We start from the raw sequence: 15,583 nt of genomic DNA on the forward strand, positions 1-15,583 counted from the left end.
AGGAACACCCCATGCGTTACATCTCGACCCGCGGCAAAGCCCCTGTCCTGACATTCGAGCAGGCCATGCTGACCGGCCTTGCCCGCGACGGTGGCCTGTATCTGCCAGAGACCATCCCGACGCTGGACCATGACGCTATCCGCGCCATGCGCGGCGCGTCCTATGAGGATGTGGCTTTCACCGTGATGCGCCCCTTTATCGGCGACACGTTCACTGACGCCGAGTTCCGCGAGATCATTGCCAAGGCTTACGAAGGTTTCGGCCACGACGTCCGCGCGCCTTTGGTGCAGCTGGGGTCAAACCACTACCTTCTGGAGCTGTTCCACGGCCCGACCTTGGCGTTCAAAGATTTCGCCATGCAGATGATCGGTCAGATGTTCCAAGCGGCGCTCAAACGCTCCGGAGAGCGGGTGACCATCGTAGGGGCCACCTCCGGTGACACAGGCTCGGCTGCGATCGAGGCGTTCCGTGGGCTGGACGCGGTCGACGTGTTTATCCTGTTCCCGCAGGGCCGTGTCTCCGATGTGCAGCGCCGCCAGATGACGACGCCAAGCGAGGATAACGTCCACGCGCTGGCTATCGAAGGCGACTTCGACACCTGCCAAGCTGCCGTGAAAGATATGTTCAACGATTTCGACTTCCGCGACGGGGTGCGCCTTGCCGGGGTCAACTCTATCAATTGGGCGCGGGTGCTGGCGCAGGTGGTGTATTATTTCACCTCCGCCGTGAGCCTCGGCGCGCCCGACCGCGAGGTCAGCTTCACCGTACCGACAGGCAATTTCGGCGATATCTTCGCGGGCTACATCGCCAAGAAGATGGGCCTGCCGATTGGCGAGTTGGTGATCGCCACCAACCAGAACGACATCCTGCACCGCACGCTGGAAACTGGCTCCTACACCACTGACGGCGTGAAGCCGTCGATCAGCCCGTCGATGGACATTCAGGTGTCGTCGAATTTCGAGCGCGCCTTGTTCTATGCCTACGGCCAAGATGGCGCAGCGGTGTCGGAGCAGATGGACGAACTCAAAGCCAGCGGTGAATTCAAGGTCAGCCAAGGCGCCTATGAGGCGCTGAAGGAAACCTACGCGTCGGGCCGTGTCAGCGAAGAAGAGACCTCCGCCATGATCACCCGCGCCAATGCGACGATGGGCGAGCTGCTTTGCCCGCACTCCGCCGTGGGCGTGAAAGTGGCGATGGACCATCTGGGCAGCACCCCGATGGTCACGCTTGCCACCGCGCATCCCGCGAAATTCCCGGCCGCCGTCGAAGCTGCGTCCGGCCACCATCCTGAATTGCCCGACCGCATGTCGGACCTGTTCGAGCGCGAGGAGCGCATGACCGAATTGCCAAATGACATCGAGAAGATCAAAGCCCTGATCCGCGAGCGTATCAACGCATGACGCAACAGTTTACCACCCTGCCAAACGGGTTCCGGATCGTGACCGAGCACATGCCGTCGCTGGAAAGCGCCAGCGTGGGGATCTGGGTCAATGCGGGCGGCCGCCACGAGCGTATCGAGCAAAACGGCATCGCCCATTTTCTGGAGCATATGGCGTTCAAAGGCACCAAGCGGCGCAGCGCTTTGCAGATCGCCGAGGCGATCGAGGACGTGGGCGGCTATATCAACGCCTACACCTCGCGCGAGGTGACGGCCTACTATGCCCGCGTGTTGAAAGACGACGTGCCACTGGCCATGGACGTGATCGGTGACATTGTGCGCCATCCGGTGTTCGACCCCCGCGAGATCGAGGTCGAGCGCGGCGTAATCTTGCAAGAGATCGGCATGTCGCTGGATACGCCCGACGACGTGATTTTCGACTGGCTGCAAGAAGCGGCCTATCCGGAGCAACCCATCGGGCGGACCATTCTGGGGCCGACGGAGCGGGTCTCGAACTTCTCCCGCGCCGACCTGTCAGGGTTCGTGGCGGAGCATTACGGCCCGCAAAATCTGATTCTGTCGGCGGCTGGCGCCGTGGATCACGACGAGATCGTGCGCATGGCCGAGGATATGTTTGGCGATATGGCGCAGGGGGCCGCATTCCAGACCGAGCAGGCCAGCTTCGCTGCGGGGGAGCGGCGCGAAATCAAAAAGCTGGAGCAGGCGCATTTCACGCTGGCGTTAGAGGCACCGGGCTACCGCGACGACGATTTCTATACCGCGCAGGTGTTTGCGTCCGCTTTCGGCGGTGGCATGTCCTCGCGGCTGTTTCAGGAAATCCGCGAGAAACGCGGGCTGTGCTATACGATCTACAGCTCCATCGGCAGCTATTCCGACACCGGTATGATGACCGTCTATGCAGGCACGTCCGGCGACGACATTGCGGGGTTGGCCGACATTACCGTGGATGAGTTGAAACGGGCCGCCGACGATATGTCGGACGCGGAAGTGAGCCGTGCGCGGGCGCAGATGAAGGCCGGTATGCTGATGGGGCTGGAAAGCCCGTCCTCGCGGGCCGAACGTCTGGCGCGGCTGGTCGGCATCTGGGGCCGCGTGCCGCCATTGTCCGAGACCATCGACAAGATCGACGCGGTGGATGTGGCGCAGGTGCGCGACTTCGCCGCGAAGCTGGCCACCGCAGATGCGGCCATGGCGCTCTATGGCCCTGTGAAAAAAGCCCGCGATCTGGCGCATATCACCCGCAGGCTCGCCGCCTGATGCTCGGGCGCAAGCGCAAGGTCCGTATCGAGACGGAACGGATGACGCTGCGCTTGCCCCAGCATGGGGATTACCGCGAATGGGCGTCGTTGCGGTCGTCGTCGATCGAGTTTCTGACGCCATGGGAGCCGTCCTGGGCCTCCGACCACCTGACGCGCAAGAGTTTCACCAATCGCGTCTACTGGGCGCAACGCTCCGTCAACAACGGCAACGCGGTCCCGGTGTTTCTGGAACGCCGCAAGGATGGTGCGCTATTGGGGGCGATCACGCTCGACAATATCCGGCGCGGCCCCGCGCAAGCGGGCACGCTGGGCTACTGGATGGGGCAACGCTACGCCCGGCACGGCTACATGCGGGAGGCCATTCTGGCTTTGGTGCATTATTCGTTCACCACGCTGGACCTGAGTCGGATCGAGGCGGCCTGCCTGCCGGAGAACACCGCGTCGCGCGGGGTTCTGGAAAAGTCCGGCTTCAAATATGAGGGCGTGGCACAAAGCTATTTGCAGATCAACGGACGCTGGCGCAACCATGTGTTGTTCGCCAGTTTGCGTGGTGACCGGCGGGGCAAAACAGAGGTGGGTTAGCTGTTGCTGGCGCGGGATTTGAATATTTTTGCCAAGATGAAGTCCATTTGATTTTGCCCTGAGAACCGTATGCTCTAGCTTTGAGCTATGCGTTGGTTGCTTCTCTTTTTGATGATGCCGCTCGCGGCGATGGCTCAGGACCGCAGGCCGAGCCACTGTATCGCCTTGGCCGACGCTCCGGGGATCGAGTATATCCACCGCGCCTCAGTCGGGGAGGCGCTAGACGACTATACCGTGCGGCTCAGCTACATTGCGCATGCCACCTTCATTCTGGAAACGCCTGGCGGATTGACGGCGGCTACGGATTACACCGGATTTTTCGGCGTGCGGGACTTCGTGCCGGACGTCGCGACCATGAACCACGCCCATTCCAGCCACTGGACGCCGAACCCCGATCCGCGCATCAAGCATGTATTGCAGGGGTGGCAGCAGGAGCATCATCTGGACCTCGGCGACATGCTGGTGCGCAACGTCCTCACCGACATTCGCGGGCGGTTTGGCGGCGAGGTGGAGGCGGACGGCAATTCCATCTTCGTATTCGAGGTGGCGGGGCTGTGCATCGGCCATCTGGGGCATTTGCACCACGAGCCCGATCAGGCGCAATATGCGGCACTCGGGCGGCTGGATGTGGTGATGGCCCCCGTGGATGGCGGGCTGACGCTGGACCTGCCAACGATGGTGAAGGTGCTGAAGCGGCTGAAATCTTCGGTGGTGATCCCGATGCACTGGTGGGCGGACGGCTCTCTGGGGCGGTTCGTGGCGGGCATGTCGGACGAGTTCGCCATTGATCGCCGCACTGACAGTTCGCTGGAGGTGTCGTTGCGTACGCTGCCGAAACGCCCCACGGTCGTGACTTTGCGTCCCGCCTATTTGCGCGAACCGATTGAATAGGCTTTCCCCTGTCCCGAACCCGCGCAATAAAGATGCCATGTTGAATTCTGTGACCGACGGCTTTCGGGCCGAGCTGAAATCGAAACTTCCCGAAGCTGCGTTCCGCGAGCTGACCGAGAGTTATCTGCAAGAGCCGCGCGGGCGCTATCACGGCGGTGACGGCTTTCTGATCGCCCCAGATTGCACGGAAGATGTCGCAACGGTGGTGCGCGCCTGCGCCGAGGCGGGGGTGGGGATCATCCCCTATGGCGGCGGCACCGGGTTGGTTGGCGGCCAAGTTGCCGAGAGCGGGCCTGTGCCGGTCATCCTGTCGCTTGAGCGGATGAACGAGATCCGTGACGTGTTCCCGACCGAGAGCGTGATGACCGCCGAGGCGGGGGTCATCCTGTCGTCCGTGCAGAAGGCGGCGGAAGCCGTGGACCGGTTGTTTCCCCTGTCGCTGGCCTCCGAAGGGTCTGCGCGCATCGGGGGCAATCTGGCCACCAACGCGGGCGGCGTGAACGTGCTGCGCTATGGCAACGCGCGGGATTTGTGTCTGGGGGTGGAGGCGGTGCTGCCGGACGGGTCCATCCTGAACGGGCTGTCGCGGCTGAAAAAGAACAATACCGGCTACGACCTGCGCCACCTGCTGATCGGGGCGGAAGGGACGCTGGGGATCATCACCGCGGCGTCGCTGAAACTGTTTCCGAAACCCGCAGGCGAAGGGGCGGCGCTTATGGTCGTGCCGGACCCGCAGGCGGCGCTGGACCTGTTGGCGCTGGCGGGCGATCTGCTGGGCCATCAGGTCTCGGCCTTCGAGTTGATCAACCGCATGGGACTGGATTTTCTGGCCGAGGTAGGACCGGAGGTGCGTGCGCCCTTCACGGACGTGCCGGAATGGATGGTGCTGATCGACGTCGGCTGTGTAGCAGGTTTGGACCCGTCAGAGGCGTTGGAGCGCCTGTTCGAAGCCGCCGCCGAGCGGGAACTGGTGAGCGACGGCGTGATCGCCCAATCGGGCGCGCAGCGCGATGCGTTCTGGACGATCCGCGAGAGCATCCCCGAGGCGAACCGGCGGATCGGATCGGTGTCCTCGCATGACATCTCGGTGCCGATCGGACGCATTCCTGAATTCATCGCACGCGGGGGGCAGGCTCTGGCCCGACTTGATACATTCCGCATCAACTGCTTCGGGCATGTGGGCGACGGGAACCTGCATTACAACGTCTTTCCGGTGGCGGGGAAGTCGCGGGTGGATCACGACCACCAGCGCGGCGAGGTGAAACGGATCGTGCATGATCTTGTGGCCGAACTGGACGGGTCGATTTCAGCCGAACATGGCATCGGGCGGCTGAAAGTGGACGATTTGAACCTGTATGGCGACCCCACGAAGCTGGCGGCGATGCGGGCGATCAAGGCGGCGCTGGACCCCAAGGGGATCATGAACCCCGGTGCGGTGGTGTCGGGGTAGGGATTGCGCTGGCCTTCGGCCATCGCCAGAGCGGGGGCGCTGCCCCCGCACCCCCGATTTTAGTGGGGCTCTGCCCCACACCCCGAGGTATTTTTGAAGCAATGATGGGGGAGGATGTGGTTGGAGGTCAGTCGCCCTCGAATTCGCAGAGCACGTGGACATTCTGCCCCATCGCCTCCAGCTTGGTACGGCCGCCCAGATCGGGCAGGTCGATTATGAAGCTGCATCCGATGACCTCGGCACCCAGCTTTTCGATCAGCTTGATCCCCGCCTCGGCGGTGCCGCCGGTGGCGAGCAGGTCGTCGACCAAAAGCACCTTTTCGCCCGGCTGCAAGCTGTCCTCGTGCAGCTCCATCGTGGCCTCGCCATATTCCAGCTGGTAGGTTTGTTCGATAGTCTTGCCGGGCAGTTTGCCTTTTTTGCGGATCGGAACGAAGCCGGTGGACAACTGATGTGCAATGGCGCCGCCCATGATGAAGCCGCGCGCCTCCAGACCGGCCACCTTGTCGAACCGGATGCCCGCATAGGGGTGCAGCAGTTGGTCGACCGCCATGCGAAACCCGCGCGCATCCAGAAACAGGGTGGTGACATCGCGGAACATGATCCCCTCATGGGGGAAGTCCGGGATGGTGCGGATGTAGTCTTTGACCTGCTTACGGTTGGGCATATGTGCTCCGGAAATTGCGTGCATCTCCGGATACCCCAGCGGCGGGGGCGTGGAAAGGCTTTAGCCGAGCCGTGCGGCCTGCACATGCATCCAGTCGAAATTCTTGACGCGGCCCAGCGAGGTCCAGCCCTGACGCTCCCAGATTTGCCAGAAGTCGGCGCAATCGGGATGGGCGAAGCTGGCGCGGCCACGGCCCCATTTCAGGCGGTTGCGTTCGGGGTCGAAGTCGATGGCGATGCCCCAGCTATGGGTGGACCAACTGCTGCCGCCGCGCATCTTGCGCGGGTTGTAGTCGCCGCCGAACAGATCGAAGCCGAGGCGTTCGATCTCTTTGAGCCCGTAGTGGTCATGCACCTGTTCCACGATCTCGCCCAGACTGTTGGCCACCTTCTTGTGCACCTTGAAGCCGGAGCGGCGCTGCGACTTGTTCCACGCGATCTTCAGAGGCCACGGGCAGGAAACCGACACCAGTTCGGGAGACCGCCCACCGGGGATGCCGTGGGGGCCGTAAAAACTGGTCATCTGCGATTGCTTGGGGAACTGGTGCGGGTTGGCGTCGATCGGCTCCTCATCCCGCCACGCATGGACGAAGCCGTTGCGCAGCTTCTCCTCCAGCGCGTCGGCGGCCCAAGAGGTTTGCGGGCCCCAGAATCCGTCCACGGTGCCCGCGTCGATGTCGTTGGCATGGCAGTAGAGTTGCAGAAACATGATGGTCTGCCGTTTGTCGCTGAGGTCTTTCCAACCGGCGGGGGGTGTTCCCCCGATCTGCGGAATGCCCTTCTTAACTGCGTCGTGGGTCATGGGGCCACGATCCCCGTCGATGCGGCCCGCATAATGGCCCATATCCTTGAGCTTGGATTGCACAAGCTTGATTGCAGCAGTGTCCATGCGGAAATCCTCCTGTTTGTTATTTTTGTGGTTGAAATAAGTATAGTTTACGTCAGCGTAAGCCGCCGCGTGAGTGAAATCGTAAGATGCTGTAAATAATATAAAAAAGCGGAATACTCCCACCTTTCTGTCACGGTTTTCTCACGGCTGGGCGGGGTAATTCTGTGGTAAACTTTGTCCACTTTCTTTTAATTTTATCAAAAGGAGTTTGTCTAATGCGCGTTTTATTAGCCGTCATTCTGGGCATAGCTATGGCTGGACCTGTCGCCGCGAAAGAGTGTCCCAACGGATACTACAATTGCGGTGGCAATTTATGCTGTCCGAATTGAGGAGGTCGTCATGAAACTGAAACTTTTGCTATGGCCGCTCGGGATTTTCTTGACCGGCGTGCTGGTGGCCTTTGCCACCACCTTGTTCTTGACCGTGAGCTTCGAGGATGTGCTGCTCAAGAAAAAGCAAATCCACGCGGGTCATCTAAACGCGCCCTGGCCGGGTAAGGCCTATGCCTACTACAAGCCGACAGGGCAATTCGTGTCGACGCCGTTATGCAGCAAGGAACAGACAGAGGTGTCTATCTCCAAGCTGCCTGAAACGGTCGAGGCGCATAACAAGCTGGGTCTCCAGTTCGCGCAGGCGATGGCCTATGTCACAGGCACCCTCGGCGTGTCTGGCGATGGCGGGTTCGAGGTGAAGGCTGTTTCGCTGGTGATGCCCTTTGAAAAGCAGTTCTCCACGACCAGTCAAACCGCCTATCTAGAATACTGCCTTCAGGACGTCGTGGATACGGCCGCTCATCCCGATTATCTGGTGCTCATGGTGACAAATGTGTATTTCGCCGAGAACGAAAGCACCGGCCTTCCTGAAGGCAAGATGGTCGGGTTCAACCCGAAGCCAATCACGTTCAACTATTGCGATCCGGCTGCCAATGCAGCGGACTGCGATTTTGAACAGGTATCGGTCGACTATTACGACGCCCGATGGGTGACGCGGGTAAAGGACTTTCTGGACCTGATTTCGATCTCCTAAAGCAAGCGCCCCGCGACTGCATCCAGTTTGGCCATCACGGTTTTGTCGCGGGCCTCCGGCGCGGTCAGAATGGCGTATTCCAGCGCGCGGTCGCAGCCATGGGGGCAGGGCGCGCGCTCCGCCCCCAGCAGGGCGGGCAGTTTGGCCACCATGTCGCGGGCATGGGCCGCGTTGCCCATCAGCGTGGCAATGATCTGGGTCACGTCAACCTCGCCGTGGTCAGGGTGCCAGCTGTCGTAGTCGGTGATCATGGCGACGGAGGCGTAGCAAAGCTCCGCCTCGCGGGCGAGCTTGGCCTCGGGCATGTTGGTCATGCCGATCACATCCGCGCCCCAGCTGTCGCGGTACATTTTGCTTTCGGCCAGCGTCGAGAATTGCGGGCCTTCCATCGCCAGATAGGTGCCGCCGTTGTGGACGTTGATGCCGGTGTCTTTGGCCGCCTCAAGGCAGGCTGCGCCCAAGCGGGGGCAGGTCGGGTGCGCGACGGAGACATGCGCCACGCAGCCCGTGCCGAAGAAGGACTTCTCACGGGCAAAGGTGCGGTCGATGAACTGGTCCACGATCACGAAGTCACCGGGGGCCATTTCCTCGCGGAATGACCCGCAGGCAGAGACGGAGATCACATCCGTCACACCCAGCCGCTTCAGCGCGTCGATATTGGCGCGGTAGGGAACCGTGGTGGGCGAATGCACATGCCCGCGCCCGTGGCGCGGCAGGAAGGCCATTTTGACGCCGTCCAATGTGCCGGTGAGGATCGCGTCTGATGGCGCACCCCACGGGGTCTCCACTTTTTGCCACTCCGCCCCTTCCAGCCCGTCGATCTCGTAGAGGCCGGAGCCGCCGATCACGCCGATCATCGCATCTGCCATTTGGTATCCTTCATTTGTGAATTGCAGTGTTTGGCGGCATATTGGCGGAAGGTGTCCCGGATGGAAATGCACCGGACGCGACATCACGCAACCGTATGCTCAAGTATTCCGTGCATTCCGCGACTGTGTGCGCTAACAGGCCCGCAACTCATCGACATATGTGACCTGACAAGAGGCAGCAGCGTGACCAACAAGCTGATGGCGTCCCTCGCCAAAAATCCTATTCTGAACGAATTGAGCCTTGCGCCCTCCGGCCCCATGGGTGCCGCGCGCTGGCGTATCGAGATCCTGTCCGGCCTGACCGTGGCGCTGGCCTTGGTGCCGGAAGCCGTGGCCTTCGCCTTCGTGGCGGGGGTTCACCCGCTGGTGGGGCTCTATGCGGCGTTCATCGTCGGCCTGATCACCGCGTGTATTGGCGGGCGTCCGGGGATGATCTCCGGTGCCACTGGTGCGTTGGCTGTTGTGATGGTGTCGCTGGTGGCCGCGCATGGGGTCGAGTATCTGTTCGCCACGGTAATCCTGATGGGACTGCTGCAAATCGCGGCGGGTATCTTCAAGCTGGGCAAGTTTATCCGGCTGGTGCCGCATCCGGTGATGCTGGGCTTCGTGAACGGCCTCGCCATCGTGATTTTCCTCGCGCAAATGAGCCAGTTTCAGGTGCCCGGCACCGCCACAAGCGGCGGACATGGCATTGCCAGTGGCCAATGGATGACGGGATGGCCTCTGGCGATCATGCTAGGGCTGACCGTTCTTACCATGGCAATCATCTGGGCCACCCCCAAGGTAACGAACCTGATCCCTGCGCCTCTGGCAGGTATCGGCATCGTCGCGCTGTTGGTTATCGGCTTTGGCATTGACGTGCCTCGCGTAGGTGATCTGGCCTCCATCAAGGGCGGCTTGCCGCCGTTCCACATCCCGTTCAGCTTCGGCGGCGAGGGTGGCACAGGGCTCTATGGCGACATGCTGGCGCCGTTCACGCTCAAGACGCTCTGGATCATTTTCCCCTACGCCGTGATCCTTGCTGCCATTGGTCTGATCGAAAGCCTGCTGACGCTGAACCTTGTAGGCGAAATGACCAATAAGCGCGGTGGCGCGTCGCAGGAATGTGTGGCCCAAGGTGTGGCCAACACCGTCACCGGCTTCTTCGGCGGCATGGGCGGCTGCGCGATGATCGGGCAATCCATGATCAACGTGAAATCCGGCGGCCGCACGCGCGTGGCGGGTATCGCAGCGGCGCTTTTCCTGTTGGCGTTCATTCTGGTCGCCTCGCCGCTGATCGAGCAGATCCCGCTGGCCGCATTGGTGGGGGTGATGTTCATGGTGGTGATCGGCACCTTCGCGTGGAACTCGTTCAACATCATGCGCAAGGTGCCGCGTTTGGACGCGTTCGTGATCGTCTTGGTGACCATCACTACGGTGATGTATGACCTCGCCATCGCGGTGGTCGTGGGCGTCATCGTGTCGGCGCTGGCCTATGCGTGGCAGAACGCCCGCCGCATCCACGCCGACACCGAAATTATGGAAGACGGCACCAAGGTCTACAAGGTCGAAGGCCCGCTGTTCTTCGGTTCTGCCGAAGGGTTCTCCGAGCTGTTCACCCCGAAGGACGACCCTGACGAGGTCATCATCGACTTCGCACGCAGCCGCGTGGCCGACCAGTCGGCCCTGCAAGCCATTGAGGCCATCGCCGGTAAGTACGAGGCAGAGGGCAAGTCCGTCCATCTGCGCCACCTCAGCCGTGACTGCCACCAGTTGCTGACCAAGGCGGGCCAGTTGATGATCGACAGCGACGACGACCCCGACTACGAGATCGCCGTGGATTACTCGGTCAAGACCGGCGTCATGGCGGGCGGGCATTAGCAACGCACGCTCGCCTAGGAAAAGATTAACGGGGGGCGGCTAGAACCTGCCCCTCGACGTCGAAACATAGCTCGTGGAAATCAGGCCCCGTACCCATGGGGCAATCTGACTGACGCATGCGTTCAAAGATGCAGGGCCTAACCCCCCTGTCTGGCTCAACCCGCGAAATGGCGGCGCCGCCACCTATGTCTCCAGCGCCAGTTTTAGGGCGTTTATCCCCAGATAGAGATGACCGCATCACCCCGCGCCGCTTTCCGGCGGCTCGGGGCGTTTGGCGTGCTATTCGCCCGGTCGCTTGAGGCTGAATAGATCCGCAACACGGCTGTAGTCACGATAGCCCAGCCGCGCCAATGGCTGGAACTTGGTCACGTCGAACATGCCGTCGACAAGACAGTCATCACGCAGGTGCACGCCGGTGACCTCTCCGAACACGGCGAAATTCGCCTCGCCGGGCAGTTGCAATATCTGGGTCAGTTTGCACTCAAGATTGGCAGGCGTGTTCGCCACGCGCGAGCAGGGGATGGTGTCACACTCCGCCCGCTCGATCCCCGCTTTCGTGAACTCGTCAACCTCCTTGTCCCACGGCCCCGACGTCACATTCATCACGTCGCGCGCCGCGTATTCCACCACGTTGACGCAAAACACGCCCGTGTCGCGGATGTTGGACACGCTATCCTTGGTGCCGTCACGGTCCGGCTTGGCCGTGGTCGAGGCGAACATGACCTGAGGCGGCACATAGGCCACCGCATTGAAGAAGGAATAGGGCGCAAGGTTCTCGGACCCGTCAGACCCGCGGGTGGATATCCAGCCGATCGGTCGCGGCGTCACGATGGCGTTGAACGGGTTATGCGGCAGACCGTGGCCGTCTTCGGGGCGGTAGAACATCTCTGGCGTCTCCTTCTTGGTTGCCCAAGAGGTAGCGCCATGTAGACTGCGCCGAAAGACAAAAACAGGCAGGGTGCTTGGAACTCAGAATCGAAACTCCGCAGGACTGGTGGGCCGTCGAGGCGCTCTATGACCTGTCCTTCGCGCCCGGGCGCACCGCGCTGTCGTCCTATCGCTTGCGCGACGGGGTCGATCCGGTGCCGGAGTTGTCCTTGGTCGCAAGCGACGATATGGGCATCATCGGCGGCGCCATCCGCTACTGGCCTGTTCTTGTGGGCACACATGATGCGCTGCTGTTGGGGCCGGTTGCTGTCCACCCGACCCGTCAGGGCGAGGGCCTTGGCGGGGCTTTGGTGCGCGACAGTCTGGCCCGCGCGGAGGCGCTGGGCTGGAAACGGGTTCTGCTGGTCGGCGACGCGCCATATTACGGGAAATTCGGGTTCCAGAAGGTCGACGGCGTCGAGATGCCGCCGCCCACGAACCCCGACCGCGTGTTGGGATTGTGGGACTGGAACGGAGTCAAAGGACAGGTCACATCCTTGAAAACCGCAGCGGAAAGCCGCATTTATTCAAGATGAGCCAGACAGTTTTGCCGCCAGTCAGACCCGCCGATCCTCCTTTGGAGACGCAAATCAAGCATCTTGCCGCCCGCTACCGCAACTCGCGCGGCATCGGATTGAAGGTGTTGAACGCGCTTGGCGCACAGGCGGAAGGCCTGCTGGAGCGATTGCCGAAAGGCGCGCGCGACGGGCTGGACGGGGCCACGATCAAGGCGTTGGAGTTCAGTTTCACGGCGGCGGCAAAGACCCGTGCCAATGTGCCGGATTCCGGCCAGTGGATGACACGCGCACTGACGATGGGCACCGGGGCCGCTGGCGGGTTCGGCGGGCTGCCATCCGCGCTGGCCGAGCTGCCGGTGACCACCACCGTGATCCTCCGCGCGATCCAGACCATCGCCGAGGAGAACGGCTTTGACACCACTCACCCCGATACGCGGGCCGAATGTTTGCAGGTCTTCGCCTCCGCCGGCCCGCTGGCAGAGGATGACAGCACCGATCTCAACTTCCTGACCCTCCGGCTCAGCGTCACCGGAGCGACCCTTCACGGCGTCATCAAGCAGATCGCGCCTAAACTTGCCATGGTGATGGGGCAAAAGCTTGCCGCACAGACGATTCCGGTTCTGGGCGCGGTCACGGGGGCGGCGATCAATTACAGCTTCACGAGCTATTATCAGGAAATGGCTCAGATCAGTTTCGGCCTGCGTCGACTGGCCGAGGAGACAGGCACCGACCGCGCGGCCTTGGTGGAGATGTTCCGCAAGGAAGTTTCGCAAAAATCCGGTTAGGGTTAACCGATTTGTAAGACCTTAGCAGTTATCTGGACGGGTAAGTGACCTGCGGCCGCATTATTCGCGATCTCGGGTCAATGCAGGTAACCAGTTTATTTTGACGGGTCTTCCCTCCTGTTGGCTCGGCCTGCCGTTCGGATCAAACCGGACGGCAGGCTTTTTTATTGTCAGGGGGCTCAGGATTTGTTGTTCCGGCCCGTCAGCCAATCCATGACCGCCGGTCTCACCGATTGCGCACCCGACGCGCGTGCCGCGTCGATGACCGCTTTTGCCTCACCCAGATCAACGCGACGCAGCAGGCTTTTGACCGGCCCGATAGAAGCGGGCCGCATGGACAGAGTCCGCATCCCGATGGCGGCGAAACACATCGCCTCGATGGGTCGACCCGCGTCCTCGCCGCAGAAGCTCATCGGTGTGTTGGTGTCTTGGCAGCGGGCGACGATCTGCTCCAGAAATGTCAGGAAACTGACATTCAGCGTGTCGTAGCGCTTGCGCACCCGCTCGTTCTCGCGGTCGGCAGCGAAGAAAAACTGCTTGAGGTCGTTCCCGCCGATCGAGATGAAATCCGCCAGTTCGAAGAACTGCTTGGGCGCGAAGGCAAGCGACGGGGTTTCCAGCATGGCGCCGATCTTGACGTCGGCGGGCAGGGCATGGCCCAGCTTCCGCTCCCGGTCCAATTCGTCCAGCAGATGTTGCCGTGCCTCGCGGAACTCGTCGAACTGGGCGACAAACGGGAACATCACCGACAAGGGCCGACCGTTCGCAGCGCGGATCAGCGCCTGCAACTGCATCCGCATCACGCCCTTCTTGTCCAGTCCCACACGGATCGCGCGCCACCCCATCGCGGGGTTCGGCTCCTCGGTGGGCTTCATGTAGGGCAGCACCTTGTCGGAGCCGATGTCCAGCGTGCGGAACACCACCTGCTTGCCCTGAGCCGCATCCATCACGGAGCTGTAGATCGCCGCCAGTTCAGAGCGGCGGGGCACATGGGCGCGGGTCAGGAACTGTAGTTCGGTGCGGAACAGGCCGACGCCCTCGGCGCCCGAGCCGATCAGCGACGGCAGATCGGCGATCAGCCCGGCGTTCATATGCAACGAGATCGTCTTGCCGTCCACAGTGGTTGCTGGCTTGTCACGGATCGAGGCATAGCGCTGCTGCGCTTGCGTCTGCATCGCAATCTTGTCGCGGAAGGCAGAGGCGACCGCGTCTTCGGGGCGCAGATGAACCACGCCCTGATCGCCGTCCACAAGGATATGGTCGCCGTTGAGCGCCTCCGTCAGAATGCGTTTGGCGTTGATGACCAGCGGAATGGCCCAGGCCCGCGCCACGATGGCAGCGTGCGACCCTACAGAGCCTTCTTCCAGCACGATGCCCTTGAGCTTCTTGCCATAATCCAACAATTCGCCCGGTCCGATGTTCTTGGCAACCAGTATGGGGTTTTCCGGCATTTCCGCGCCGGTGTCGCTGCCCTGACCGGTCAGCAGACGCAAAAGCCGGTTCGACAGGTCGTCCAGATCGTGCAGCCGCTCTCGCAGATAGGCGTCTGGCACACTTTGCATGCGGGCGCGGGTGGCGGATTGTTCTTTCTCCACGGCGGCCTCGGCGGATAGGCCAAGCCCGATATTCTCCTCGATCCGCCTTCCCCAGGACTTGGAGTTTGCGAACATCCGGTAGGCTTCGAGCACCTTCATCTGTTCTTTGTCGGGATTTTTGCCGACGGCCCCCAGCATGTCATCAACGCTGCCGCGCAGGGTGGCCATTGCCTCCTCCAGCCTGCGCATTTCCTCATGCGGGTCGTCGGCGATCGGGTTGGTCACCACGACGCGCGGCTCGTGCAGGTAGACGTAGCCTTCGGCGGCGCCTTCCTGACCTGTACTGCCCCGGAACATGGCCTGTTGCGTATGGCGTGCGCCCATGGCGGCGCCTTCACCGACAAAGGCACCCAGCTCGGTCATCTCGGCCAACACCATGGCCACAACCTCCAACGCGTAGACTTCGTCGTCGGTGTAGACGTAGGCGTCCTTCGATTGGACGACCAGCACGCCAAGCGTCTCGCCCAGTCGCTGGATCGGAAGGCCAAGAAAGGACGAGAATTTCTCCTCGCCGGTTTCCGGCATGAAGCGAAAGCCCTTGGCCGAAGGGGCATCAGACGTGTTCACCGGTGTCGAGGTGCGGGCCACGCGGCCGACAAGCCCTTCGCCGATGCGCATACGGGTCTGGTGCACGGCCTCTTGCTTCAAGCCCTCGGTGGCGCAAAGCTCCAGCGTGTCCGGGTCGCGAAACAGATAGATTGAACACACATCCGCCCGCATGGACCCGGCGATGATGGAGGTGATGCGGTCAAGCCGTTCCTGTCCCGCGCCTTCTTCGGCAAGGGTGTCGCGCAGGCGGCCAAGCAGCTTGCGGCTTTCGCTTTCGTAATTATCGGGCAATGTGGCAGGCTCTCCCCGTGGTCCTTC

At 61.9% G+C, this 15,583-nt stretch carries 14 protein-coding genes; 9 read left to right on the forward strand and 5 right to left on the reverse strand.

What is annotated here, in order from left to right:
* Positions 1–11: 11 nt before the first annotated feature.
* The 5 genes from thrC (at position 12) to THALAR_RS00605 (ending at position 5,581) form a co-directional block, all read left to right on the forward strand.
* Entirely contained in the window at positions 12–1,400 is a 1,389-nt protein-coding gene (gene thrC, locus THALAR_RS00585) for a threonine synthase (protein ID WP_021099508.1), read from the forward strand.
* Positions 1,397–2,656 (forward strand): M16 family metallopeptidase, encoded by a 1,260-nt coding sequence (locus THALAR_RS00590; protein WP_021099509.1) that lies wholly within the window; start codon positions 1,397–1,399, stop codon positions 2,654–2,656. Before thrC ends, THALAR_RS00590 begins: the two co-directional genes overlap by 4 nt.
* Positions 2,656–3,240, forward strand: a complete 585-nt coding sequence (locus tag THALAR_RS00595) for a GNAT family N-acetyltransferase (protein WP_021099510.1) — start codon at positions 2,656–2,658, stop codon at positions 3,238–3,240. The genes THALAR_RS00590 and THALAR_RS00595 overlap by 1 nt, the downstream gene beginning before the upstream one ends.
* An 87-nt stretch (positions 3,241–3,327) precedes the next feature.
* A complete protein-coding gene (locus THALAR_RS00600) occupies positions 3,328–4,131 on the forward strand; it encodes an MBL fold metallo-hydrolase (protein ID WP_021099511.1) in 804 nt (267 codons plus the stop codon).
* A gap of 37 nt (positions 4,132–4,168) precedes the next feature.
* Entirely contained in the window at positions 4,169–5,581 is a 1,413-nt protein-coding gene (locus tag THALAR_RS00605) for an FAD-binding oxidoreductase (RefSeq protein ID WP_021099512.1), read from the forward strand.
* A gap of 127 nt (positions 5,582–5,708) precedes the next feature.
* Here the strand turns inward: THALAR_RS00605 and THALAR_RS00610 are convergent, their stop codons facing one another.
* Both THALAR_RS00610 and THALAR_RS00615 read right to left on the reverse strand, forming a co-directional pair.
* A complete protein-coding gene (locus THALAR_RS00610; RefSeq protein WP_021099513.1) occupies positions 5,709–6,248 on the reverse strand; it encodes an adenine phosphoribosyltransferase in 540 nt (179 codons plus the stop codon).
* Positions 6,249–6,308: 60 nt separating this feature from the next.
* Positions 6,309–7,136 (reverse strand): M15 family metallopeptidase, encoded by an 828-nt coding sequence (locus tag THALAR_RS00615; protein ID WP_021099514.1) that lies wholly within the window; start codon positions 7,134–7,136, stop codon positions 6,309–6,311.
* 339 nt (positions 7,137–7,475) lie between these two features.
* On the opposite strand from THALAR_RS00615, the gene THALAR_RS00620 reads away from it, so the two are divergent.
* Positions 7,476–8,162: a hypothetical protein gene (locus THALAR_RS00620; protein WP_021099515.1), complete on the forward strand. Its 687-nt coding sequence runs from the start codon at positions 7,476–7,478 to the stop codon at positions 8,160–8,162.
* Here THALAR_RS00620 and THALAR_RS00625 read toward each other — a convergent pair.
* Positions 8,159–9,031: an S-methyl-5'-thioadenosine phosphorylase gene (locus THALAR_RS00625; protein WP_021099516.1), complete on the reverse strand. Its 873-nt coding sequence runs from the start codon at positions 9,029–9,031 to the stop codon at positions 8,159–8,161. The genes THALAR_RS00620 and THALAR_RS00625 overlap by 4 nt on opposite strands.
* 183 nt (positions 9,032–9,214) lie before the next feature.
* On the opposite strand from THALAR_RS00625, the gene THALAR_RS00630 reads away from it, so the two are divergent.
* Entirely contained in the window at positions 9,215–10,891 is a 1,677-nt protein-coding gene (locus tag THALAR_RS00630; protein WP_021099517.1) for a SulP family inorganic anion transporter, read from the forward strand.
* Between the two features lie 279 nt (positions 10,892–11,170).
* Here the strand turns inward: THALAR_RS00630 and THALAR_RS00635 are convergent, their stop codons facing one another.
* On the reverse strand, positions 11,171–11,776 hold the full coding sequence (locus THALAR_RS00635; RefSeq protein WP_021099518.1) for a flavin reductase family protein: 606 nt from the start codon (positions 11,774–11,776) through the stop codon (positions 11,171–11,173).
* Positions 11,777–11,853: 77 nt separating this feature from the next.
* Here THALAR_RS00635 and THALAR_RS00640 point away from each other — a divergent pair, with 77 nt between their 5' ends.
* Both THALAR_RS00640 and THALAR_RS00645 read left to right on the forward strand, forming a co-directional pair.
* Complete coding sequence (locus tag THALAR_RS00640; RefSeq protein ID WP_021099519.1) at positions 11,854–12,354, forward strand: GNAT family N-acetyltransferase; 501 nt, start codon at positions 11,854–11,856, stop codon at positions 12,352–12,354.
* Complete coding sequence (locus THALAR_RS00645) at positions 12,351–13,121, forward strand: EcsC family protein (protein WP_021099520.1); 771 nt, start codon at positions 12,351–12,353, stop codon at positions 13,119–13,121. Before THALAR_RS00640 ends, THALAR_RS00645 begins: the two co-directional genes overlap by 4 nt.
* A 179-nt stretch (positions 13,122–13,300) precedes the next feature.
* On the opposite strand, the gene ptsP is transcribed toward THALAR_RS00645, so the two are convergent.
* Complete coding sequence (gene ptsP / locus THALAR_RS00650; RefSeq protein WP_021099521.1) at positions 13,301–15,556, reverse strand: phosphoenolpyruvate--protein phosphotransferase; 2,256 nt, start codon at positions 15,554–15,556, stop codon at positions 13,301–13,303.
* Positions 15,557–15,583: the final 27 nt, after the last annotated feature.

Origin of the sequence: Litoreibacter arenae DSM 19593, assembly GCF_000442275.2 — a bacterium.
Lineage (GTDB): Bacteria > Pseudomonadota > Alphaproteobacteria > Rhodobacterales > Rhodobacteraceae > Litoreibacter > Litoreibacter arenae.